Below are 9,850 nucleotides of genomic sequence, written 5' to 3'. Positions count from 1 at the left end.
CCGCGATCAAAATGTGGGAGCGAGCTTGCTCGCGATGGCTATTTTCCAAGCACCGCAGATTTCACGCCTTAACCTTGTGCTTCCTGTTCCAACTCTTCTTCAGTCGCAGCAGCCTTACCCTTGGTCTTCAGCTCACTAACAATCACCGCCGCGACAATCAACCCCGCACCGAACAGCGCCAGCCCCGGCAGCCGTTCACCCGCCAGACGTCCGGCAATACCGGCCCAGACCGGTTCGCCAGCGTAGATCAGCGTCGCGCGGGTTGGTGAAACGCTTTTCTGCGCCCAGTTCATCGCCACCTGAATCGCCGCACTGGCGGCACCCAGGCCCACGGCGCTGGCCAGCAGCAACCAGGAAAAACCGGGAAGCGCTTCTTGAGTCGGCACGATCATCAAAAATGCCAGCACCGAAGTGGTTGCCAGTTGCACCACGGTGACCCGACGTACGTCGACTCGGCCAGCATAGGTGCCGATCAGAATGATTTCGGCGGCGATGGCGACGGTGCTGATCAACGTAGCGATTTCCCCCGGGCTGAAATTCAGCGACGCCCCGTTCGGGCCGGAGAGCAGCATCAGTCCGGCAAACGCCAACATGATGCCGATACTCGGCATCAACCCCGGCCGACGTCCCAGCACCAGCCATTGCAGCAAGGGCACGAAAGGCACGTAAAGCGCAGTGATGAACGCCGATTGGCTGCTGAGGATGGTCTGCAAGCCGACGGTTTGCAGGCCATAGCCGAGCATGATCGCTACGCCAATGAACACGCCGGCCTTGAGTTCAAACAAGGTCAGGTCTCGCAGGCTGCGCCAGGAGAACAGCGCGACAATGCTCGCCGCTGCAGCGAAGCGCAGGCCGACGAAAAACATCGGCCCGCTGACCGTCATCGCATGCTGCACCAGCAGGAATGTCCCGCCCCAGACCATGGTAATCAGCACCAGCACGCATTCAGCCTTGCTGAAGCGTGAGAAAAAGGCAGAGGGTTTGGAAGAATTCACCGACGTCATGGCCTTGCGCACTACCTGAGGGGGACGCACAATGCGCCCGAAGTTGGGCAGTATACTGCGCAAACCTACTAAGTGAGCAATATAGTGCACAAAGATTCCGGCCAACGGGCCTCCGTCCTTCAACACGTCAGCCAGAACGTCCGACGCCTGCGCCATGCAGCAGAGTTGAGCCAGACCGCGTTGGCGGAAAAATCCGGGGTCAGCCGACGGATGCTGGTGGCCATCGAAGCGGGTGAAAAAAACGTCAGCCTGACCACCCTCGACCGGGTGGCCGAAGCGCTGGACGTGGCGTTCAGCGATCTGATCCAGGCTCCCGAGGTGCGTGACCCGAGCCGGATCAACGAACTGGCGTGGGCCGGTTTGATTCCCGGCAGTAAAGCGGTGTTGTTGGCCAAGGCTAATGCCAGCCGCGAAGTCGAGCTCTGGGAGTGGCGGCTGGAGCCGGGCGAGGAATACCTTTCGGAGCCGGATGCCGATGGCTGGAGTGAACAGCTGTATGTGTTTGAAGGCAGCCTGACGCTGGTGCTGGGGGACGAGGAACGCAGCCTTGCGACGGGTGAGTTCATCAGCTTCGCCAGTAACCGGCCCCACGCGTATCGCAACGATGGAGCAGTGGCGACGCGGTTTGTGCGTAATGTGGTGCTCTGAAACAGATCATCGGTCCCGATAACCATCCAGTGATACATTTCAGACATCCCCTCGAACCGTGAGAACCGCATGACTGAAACCCCAGGCGGACAGGTAACAGACATTATTCGCAACGCCGACATCCTGATCGTCGGCGGTGGCCTGAGCGGCGCGTTACTGGCCATGCAGTTGCTGCGTTTGCCCGGCAAGCGTCAGGTGCTGGTGATCGAACCCCGTGCCGAGTTGGGTCGGGGCGAGGCTTACAGCGCGGTTGAGCTGGGCCATACGCTGAACGGCAATGCCGCGCGGATGAGTGTCGACCCGGACAACGCCGATGACCTGACCCAATGGCTGACGGCATTTATTGCCAACGGCGGCTGGCCGGAGTCGGGCCAGCAGTCGGTGCCGGTCGCCGAGTTGTTCCCGCCTCGGGGCATTTTTGGTCTGTATGTGCAGCAGCGGTTGGCCGAAGCCCAGGCCGTCGGCGCGGGCTATGGCTCCAGCGTCGAGCATGTACGCGGGGAGGTAATCGACCTGCAAGTCGATGAACACACCACGTTGTTGACGTTGAATGATGGCTTGCGGTTGCGTGGCGCTTTTGCGGTGCTGGCGACTGGGTTGTTCCCGGCTGCGCGAACCCCTCAAACCGAATCCAGTGGCTTGAACGCCGCCGCCGTCGATCCTTGGGATGTGGCGGCCATGACGCAGCTTGATCCGCAATCGACGGTGTTGATCATTGGCTCGGGCCTGACCATGGTCGATGCCGTGGTGTCGCTGGAGCAGGCCGGGCATCGAGGCCCCATCGAAGTGTTTTCCCGTCACGGCTTGTTGCCGCATGTGCGTCGGCAACCGCCGGCATGGGTGGATTTTCTGGCCGAAGACCCCGAGATTCGCAGCCCGCGCCAGCTGATGCATGAACTGCGACGGCATTGCCGTGCCGCGATGGCGGAGGGTATCGACTGGCAGGCGCCGTTGGATACCGTGCGGGCGCATATCGGGCGGCTCTGGAGCCAGGCAACGGATGTGCAGCGCCGGCAGTTTGTACGGCATGTGCGGCCATGGTGGGAAAGTCATCATCATCGCTCGCCGCCCTTGAGTGCGGAACTGGTGGCGCGTTTGCATCTGGAAGGGCGCTTGCGGATTCAGGCTGCGTCGTTCAAGGGCCTGGCGCCCTCGGTGGAGGGGCAGGTGAGCATTCGCATTCTTCGTCGCGGAGAGTCTGAAGTGACAGTAGCGAGCGGCGATGCGCTGATCAACTCCAGCGGCATCGAATACGACTGGCGCCGGGTCGCCCGACCCTTGCCGCAGCAACTGCTGGCCCGCGGCTTGATAAAACCGGGGCCATTGGCGCTGGGGATCGCGGCAGATGCGAGTGGGGCGGTGATAGATGCCGAGGGGCAGATTGCCCGACGCTTGTTCGCCATGGGCCCACCGCTGCGCGGAATGTGGTGGGAAAGCACGGCAGTGACCGACGTGGCGAGCCAGGCCAAGGCGTTGGCGCAGCGGTTGGCGCGCTGAGCGTTGCCATGACGCAGCGCTGGAGCGATCAGACCTCCCTGATATTGACCCAGCGCTGCTCCCGCGCCGCCAGTCGAATCGCGGCCGCCAGGCGCTCCACTTCCCAGGCCTCCTCGAAATCCGTGCCATCCTGACTTTGCCCGGCCAAGGCCAGGATCAGTGCGTGCACTTCCAGCGTCTTCAACTCGTTGTAGCCCAATTGATGCCCCGGCGCAGGGCTGAACGCCGCGTAGCCGGGCAGGTTCGGCCCGGCCAGTAAACGCTGGAAACCGTCCTGGCCGACGCGGCACAGGCGTAACTCATTCAAGCGCTCCTGATCGAACGCCAGGGTGCCTCGGGTGCCGCTGATCTCGAAACTCAGATGATTCTTGTAGCCGTGCTTGAGCCAACTGCTGCTGAAGGTGCCACGAGCGCCGTTGGCAAAGCGCAGCAGGGCGTGGGCCTGATCGTCGACTGCAATGCTGCGTTGTTCCGGGCTACCCGCCGTGGCCGGGCGCTGGCGGTGCACGGTTTGGGTATCGGCACACACCGCCTCGACATCGCCCACCAGATAGCGCGCCATGGCCAGCAAATGACTGCCGAGGTCCGCCAGCGCGCCGCCGGCATGTTCGGCCTCGCAGCGCCAGGACCATGGCGAGTTCGGGTCAGCCATGAAGTCTTCGCTGAATTCGCCTTGAAAGCTGATGATCTCGCCCAGCTCGCCGTTTCGAATCAGGTCGCGAGCCAAACCAATGATCGGGTTGTGCTGGTAGTTGTAGCCCACGCGAGTAACCACGCCGGCCGCTTTCGCCGCCAGATGCATAGCGTTGGCTTGTTGAAGACTGACTGCCAGCGGTTTTTCGCAGTACACCGGTTTGCCGGCGGCGATCGCAGCCATGGCCATCGAGTAATGAAGGTGGTTCGGTGTGGTAATGGCGATCAGGTTGACTTTGGGATCGTTGATCAATTGCTGCCAGTCATTGTGGGCCTGCTCGAAGCCCCAGGCAGCGGCGCACGCTTGTGCGCGAGCGGGATCGGCGTCGGCAAGAGCCGCGAGGCGCAGCGTGAAGGGCAGTTCAAACGCCGCGCTGACATTGCAAAAGGCCAGGGCGTGGGCACGGCCCATGAAGCCTGTGCCGATAAGTCCGATTCCGAGTTCGCGCATAACAGGATCCTTTGGATTATTGTTTTCGGGATGCCTAGTTATGGAATAAAAATTCTCTAAATGCAAATAATGGAATTAAAATTCTCCTAATTCTGGAGCGCGCCCCTTTCCCGTAGCAGCTGCCGAGCCCGCGAGGCTGCGTTCGGCTGCGAAGCAGTCGTAAAATCTGAACTCGCGGTACATCAGACAGATCCCGCATTCCGGGTTTACGACTGCTCCGCAGCCGAACGCAGCCTCGCAGGCTCGGCAGCTGCTACGGGAGTAGTCCTGCATTGCATTTATGTAGATGCCTATGCCGCAGGAGACTGAGAATCAGGACAGGAAACCACCGTCCACATTCAGCGAAACCCCAGTGGTATAGCTCGACGCATCACTCGCCAGATACAGCACCGCACCGGCCATTTCGCTCGGATCAGCCACACGCTTGAGCGGAATCTGCTGCAATGCGGTCTTCAGGATCGCGTCGTTTTTCACCAGCGCCGAGGCGAACTTGGTGTCGGTCAGGCCTGGCAGCAGGGCGTTGCAGCGAATGCCGAACTGCGCGCACTCCTTGGCAAAGACCTTGGTCATGTTGATCACCGCCGCCTTGGTCACCGAGTAGATGCCCTGGAAGATGCCCGGCGAAATGCCGTTGATCGAGGCGACGTTGATGATGCTGCCGCCACCGTTTTCGCGCATCAGCTTGCCGGCTTCCACCGACATGAAGAAGTAGCCGCGAATGTTCACGTCGACGGTTTTCTGGAAGGCACTGAGGTCGGTGTCCAGCACATTGCAGAACTGCGGGTTGGTCGCGGCGTTGTTGACCAGGATGTCCAGGCGACCGAACTGCTCGCGGATGCCGGCGAACACTTGAGTGATCTGTTCCATTTCACCGATGTGGCAGGCGACGGCAGTGGCTTTGCCGCCGTCAGCGATGATCGCGTCGGCAACGTGCTGGCAGCCGTCGAGTTTGCGGCTCGACACGATCACGTGGGCGCCTTGCTGGGCCAGCAGTTTGGCGATGGCTTCACCGATGCCGCGGCTGGCGCCGGAGACGAAAGCGATTTTACCGTCGAGGTCGAACAACTGAGTCTTGGACATGGTTTTTCCTTGTGATGAGCGTGGCGCCAGGGGCGCGATCAGAGGCTGGATTTCTGAATGACTTGCAGGCTCATGTGCTCCAGCAGTTTGTTCATGTGAATGAACTGCGCGAAGCGTTTGTCCTGGGTCTGGCCATGGAAAAAACGGTAGTAGATCTGCTGCACGATACCGGCCAGGCGGAACAGCCCGTAGGTGTAGTAGAAGTCGAAGTTGTCGATCCGGATTCCCGAACGTTCGGCGTAGTAATCGACAAACTCGCGGCGGGTCAGCATGCCGGGGGCGTGGCTCGGTTGACGACGCATCAGTTGCACCGGTGCCGGGTCGCTCGCTTCGATCCAGTAGGCGAGGGTGTTGCCCAGGTCCATCAGCGGATCGCCAAGGGTGGTCAGTTCCCAATCCAGTACACCGATGATCTGCATCGGGTTGTTCGGGTCGAGGATCACGTTGTCGAAGCGGTAATCGTTGTGGACGATGCTCGACGTCGGGTGGTCGGCCGGCATCTTGTCGTTGAGCCAAGCCTTGACCGCTTCCCAGCTCGGAGCGTCAGGTGTCAGGGCTTTTTCGTAGCGCTCGCTCCAGCCACGAATCTGCCGCGCGACATAACCCTGCGGCTTGCCCAGGTCGGCCAGGCCACAGGTCTGGTAATCGACGCGGTGCAGCTCGACGAACTTGTCGATGAAGCTCTTGCACAGGGTTTCGGTTTTAGCGGCATCGAAGCCCAGCTCCGGTGGCAGTTCGGAGCGCAGGATGATCCCGTTGACCCGTTCCATCACATAGAACTCGGCACCGATCACCGATTCGTCGGTGCAGTGCACGTAGGCTTTCGGGCAATACGGGAAACCGTCCTTGAGCTGATTGAGAATGCGGTATTCACGGCCCATGTCGTGGGCGGACTTGGCCTTGTGGCCAAACGGCGGCCGACGCAGCACGAACTCCTGCTCGGGGTATTCCAGCAGGTACGTCAGGTTTGAAGCGCCACCGGGGAACTGGCTGATCTGTGGCAACCCGCTCAGGCCCGGAATGTGCGCCTTGAGGTACGGATCGATCAGGCTGGCATCGAGTTCTTCGCCAGAGCGGATACGGGTGGACTGGTCAGTAAGCGCCATGCTTATCCCTTCTGCTTATTTTGGAGGCCAGACATCATTGACTAATCTAATGGCGCGCCGGGGGCGCCACAAGCGCGGCAAGGTCTTATAGGTTAGCGTGTTGCCGGATAATCAGCGTTCCTGATGTGCGAGAACAGGCTTGGCGGACTATGGTTCAGAGGAGCATTGCTTCCAGGAAGGAGATTCGACATGGGCTGTCCGCAAGTGTGCGCCACCGCGACCCTGCAATGCAGTTTCGGTGCGGCACCGGGGGTGCTCAACGTGCTGCCGGTGAACCGCACGCTGACCGGGGGCATGCCGGCGGCGAACATCATGGATCACATTCCGCTGCTGAACATCATGCCGTTTGGGATGTGCATGAGCCCGGCCAATCCAATGGTCGCAGCAGCCACCGCCGCAGCCCTTGGGGTGCTGACGCCGATGCCGTGCATTCCGGCCACTGCCGCCCCGTGGATGCCCGGAGCGCCGACCCTGTTGCTGGGGGGAATGCCTGCCCTCGATGCCAACTGCAGTTTGATGTGCAACTGGGGGGGGGTGATCAAGATCGCGATGCCGGGGCAGATGCAGATGTTGATCCCTTGATACGACTCCGATCGAATGTGGGAGCGRGCTTGCTCGCGAAGGCGGCGCTTCAGTCACCATTGATGCTGGATGTGCCGGCCTCATCGCGAGCAAGCTCGCTCCCACACTGGATCGCCGTTGTACGCAATTACTGTGTTCAATGAARATCCCCTGTGGGAGCGRGCTTGCTCGCGATGAGGCCATCACATTCAATACAAGACTTCAGGCTTGTGTCGGATCGGCCCAACGCCGATACCACCAGCGCATCCGCGAGATCGGTTTGCCTTCGGCGTCCAGCGGTCGTCCATCGCTGGCAAAGGCTTGCTCCGGTTCAAGCAACTGACCGTTGAGGTAGCGGGCGTTGACGGCGGGTTTGCCGTTAGGGTGAAAGCGCTGGTAAACCCCTTCACGTACACCGTCGCGGTAAAACTCCATTTCAGCCACTTGCCCATCGGGAAAATAGTTGCTGGCTTCGCCATGTAGCAGGCCCCGGCGATAGGTGGCCTTGCGTTGCAGCCAGCCTTGCGGCGCATAAAACGTCGCGACACCTTGTAACTTGTCATGCTCAAAAGGCAGTTGTGCCGACAGCTTGCCATTGGGGTGATACAGCAGGCTCCTGCCTTGCAGTTCGCCCTGGCTGTAGTTCAAGGCCGCCTGGGGTTTTCCGGCTTCCTTGATATGCAGCGGACCTTCCAGCTGGCCGTCGAGCATTCGTCCGTCGAGCCGGCTGTCACCACGTTCCAGTTCCAGTTTCTCCGATGACATCCTCGCTCGCTCCTCAGTTGACCTTCACCAGTCCGCCCTTGATGGTCAGCATGCCGCCGCCGTCCACGGTCTGCTCGGCGCCGCCCTTGTTGGTCAGGCTGACCCCGGCATCATTGGTCAGCGAGGTGCCGGCCTTGTTGGTCAGCTCCGTACCGGCCTGATTGCTCAGGGAGGTGCCGGCCTTCTGACTGATCGAGGTGCTGGCCTGGGCCGCCAGATCGGCGCCGCTCTTGATCGCGAAACTGCCACCGCTTTGCAGTGTGAGAGTACCGCTCACCTTGATGGTCAGGTTACCGTCCACCGTCAGACTGTAATCGCCGGTGACCTTGTGTTCGTAGTTGCCGCCAGTGCTGTGCTTCTGATCCGCACCGACCTTCACCGTGCGACTGTCCTTTACATCCAGGCTGTCGCTGCCGGTCTGGATCGTTACGCTGCGTTTGCCTTTTTCCAGGGTCACGGTCTCGTCGCCTTCCTTGACCGTGCGGGTGCGGGCGTTCTTTACCGTGAGGATTTCATCGTGGCCGACGGTGGCGGTGGTGTCGTTGAGTACATTGATCTTGAAGTCCTTCTGCGCTTGCAGAAACACCTCTTCGGCGTCCTTCTTGTCCTCGAAACGCAGCTCATTGAAACCGCCGCCACCTTTGGATGAGTTGGTCTTGATCCCGGATTGGGTCTGGTTCGCTGGCAGCGCATAGGGCAGGGCGTTGTCGCCGTTATAGACGCAACCGGTGACCAGCGGCCGGTCCGGGTCGCCGTCGATAAAGGTCACGATCACCTCCTGACCGATCCGTGGTACGAACTGCATACCGAAGCCTTTGCCGCTCCACGGCAGCACCACGCGGACCCAACAGGAACTGCTTTCGTCATTCTTGCCGTCGCGATCCCAGGGGAACTGCAACTTGATCCGGCCGTACTGGTCGGTCCAGATTTCCTCGCCTGGCTTGCCGACCACCAGCGCCGTTTGCGTATGCATCCGTGGTTTGGGCGTGATCCGCGCCGGGCGATAAGGCGTGGCCTTGGGAATGGCTTCGAAGCGGTTGCGATAGCTTTCGTGACTGGCCTCATGCGTGACCGCTGTCACCACCCATTCGATATTCAGTGTCGCGTCATCATGGCCCGCCAAGGTGAACCAATGTCCCGGCACCAGCCAACGGCAATCGCTCTCGCCAACAAAGCGTTTCTCCTGGCTGCGCAAACCGTCCACCCGCTGCTTGGTCAGCGCATCACCCCGGGCCTTGGCGTTGTAGCCGCCCGGATGCTCATAGATGGAACGCGGCCCGGCCACTGCTTCAGCCTGATCGTAGAGGGACGTGGTCGGTGTGGTGAACTCATAATCCGTCGCCCGATACACCCCGGCCACCGCCTGCACACAGACTTGGCCTGCGCGAATGCCATGCAACTCGCGTTCGCCCATCCGTTGCCCGAGATAGCTCACCTTGGGTCCATTGGGTATCGGCACGAAGGCATCGTTACTGTCCCCGAGCACCAGCGTGTGCTTGCCATCCTCGTGGGTGAAGAACCAGAAAATCCCTTCCTCTTCCAGCAACCTCGAGACAAAGGAGAAATCGCTTTCGCCGTATTGCACGCAGTACTCGCGTGGGGTGTAACTGCCGGTGAGTTTCAGCTGGAAATCGGTGAAGCCGTGGGCCTTGAAAATCGTCGTGACGATGTCCGAGGTGGCGAGGTTCTGGAACACCCGGTTGTTGCTGGCCAGGGTCAGCCACCAGAGCCATGGACGCAGGACTAACTGGTAGCGCTCGGCGGTGGCGTCGGCGGGGAGTTGGCGGATTTCGGCGACCAGTGCATCGAGCCGGCGGGTCAGGGCGTCGTTGTGCAGGGTGGTGGTGATGTGGGTGGCGACGGCGCTGGTCAGGGTGAGGGACGCGCCGTCGTTGAGGCCGTTGAGGGTTTGCGAACTCAGGGCGTTAAGCGATTCTTCGCCGGAGATTGACTCAGGGTAAAGCGCCGACAGCGAGGTGGCGGTGAGGGAGAGGGTGGTGTTGCTGTCGGCGGTGCGGGGCATTGAATGACCTCAGATGGCGGAT

The 9,850-nt window shown here is 60.9% G+C and carries 9 protein-coding genes; 3 read left to right on the top strand and 6 right to left on the bottom strand.

All coding sequences use genetic code 11. The annotated features are described in order from the left end of the window. Positions 1-68: 68 nt before the first annotated feature. Positions 69-1,094, bottom strand: coding sequence for a DMT family transporter (locus AC1DIG_RS03810; protein ID WP_477766212.1), 1,026 nt, complete (start codon positions 1,092-1,094; stop codon positions 69-71). Between AC1DIG_RS03810 and AC1DIG_RS03805 the strand changes: the two genes are divergently transcribed. After that, positions 1,089-1,652, top strand: coding sequence for a helix-turn-helix domain-containing protein (locus AC1DIG_RS03805; RefSeq protein WP_477766211.1), 564 nt, complete (start codon positions 1,089-1,091; stop codon positions 1,650-1,652). The two genes, AC1DIG_RS03810 and AC1DIG_RS03805, sit on opposite strands and share 6 nt — an antisense overlap. Before the next feature lie 69 nt (positions 1,653-1,721). Next, a complete protein-coding gene (locus AC1DIG_RS03800) occupies positions 1,722-3,149 on the top strand; it encodes an FAD/NAD(P)-binding protein (protein WP_477766210.1) in 1,428 nt (475 codons plus the stop codon). A gap of 28 nt (positions 3,150-3,177) precedes the next feature. Here the strand turns inward: AC1DIG_RS03800 and AC1DIG_RS03795 are convergent, their stop codons facing one another. From AC1DIG_RS03795 to AC1DIG_RS03785, 3 genes are all read right to left on the bottom strand, one after another. Beyond that, positions 3,178-4,293, bottom strand: a complete 1,116-nt coding sequence (locus tag AC1DIG_RS03795; RefSeq protein ID WP_477766209.1) for a Gfo/Idh/MocA family protein — start codon at positions 4,291-4,293, stop codon at positions 3,178-3,180. Between the two features lie 312 nt (positions 4,294-4,605). After that, a complete protein-coding gene (locus AC1DIG_RS03790) occupies positions 4,606-5,373 on the bottom strand; it encodes an SDR family oxidoreductase (protein WP_071555042.1) in 768 nt (255 codons plus the stop codon). A 38-nt stretch (positions 5,374-5,411) separates the two neighbouring features. Further along, positions 5,412-6,479: a phosphotransferase family protein gene (locus AC1DIG_RS03785; protein ID WP_477766208.1), complete on the bottom strand. Its 1,068-nt coding sequence runs from the start codon at positions 6,477-6,479 to the stop codon at positions 5,412-5,414. Positions 6,480-6,668: 189 nt separating this feature from the next. Here AC1DIG_RS03785 and AC1DIG_RS03780 point away from each other — a divergent pair, with 189 nt between their 5' ends. Continuing rightward, positions 6,669-7,061, top strand: a complete 393-nt coding sequence (locus AC1DIG_RS03780) for a DUF4280 domain-containing protein (RefSeq protein ID WP_054596762.1) — start codon at positions 6,669-6,671, stop codon at positions 7,059-7,061. A 201-nt stretch (positions 7,062-7,262) separates the two neighbouring features. Here the strand turns inward: AC1DIG_RS03780 and AC1DIG_RS03775 are convergent, their stop codons facing one another. Together AC1DIG_RS03775 and AC1DIG_RS03770 are read right to left on the bottom strand one after the other, a co-directional pair. Further along, positions 7,263-7,805 carry a toxin-antitoxin system YwqK family antitoxin gene (locus AC1DIG_RS03775; protein ID WP_477766207.1) on the bottom strand — a complete coding sequence of 181 codons (543 nt, stop codon included), beginning with the start codon at positions 7,803-7,805 and terminating at the stop codon, positions 7,263-7,265. A 13-nt stretch (positions 7,806-7,818) separates the two neighbouring features. After that, positions 7,819-9,828, bottom strand: coding sequence for a type VI secretion system Vgr family protein (locus AC1DIG_RS03770; RefSeq protein WP_477766206.1), 2,010 nt, complete (start codon positions 9,826-9,828; stop codon positions 7,819-7,821). Positions 9,829-9,850 lie beyond the last annotated feature (22 nt).

Source organism: Pseudomonas sp. 05N431 (genome assembly GCF_056397005.1).
Note: the sequence above shows the minus strand (reverse complement) of the source record. Positions and strands in the feature narration are given on the sequence as shown.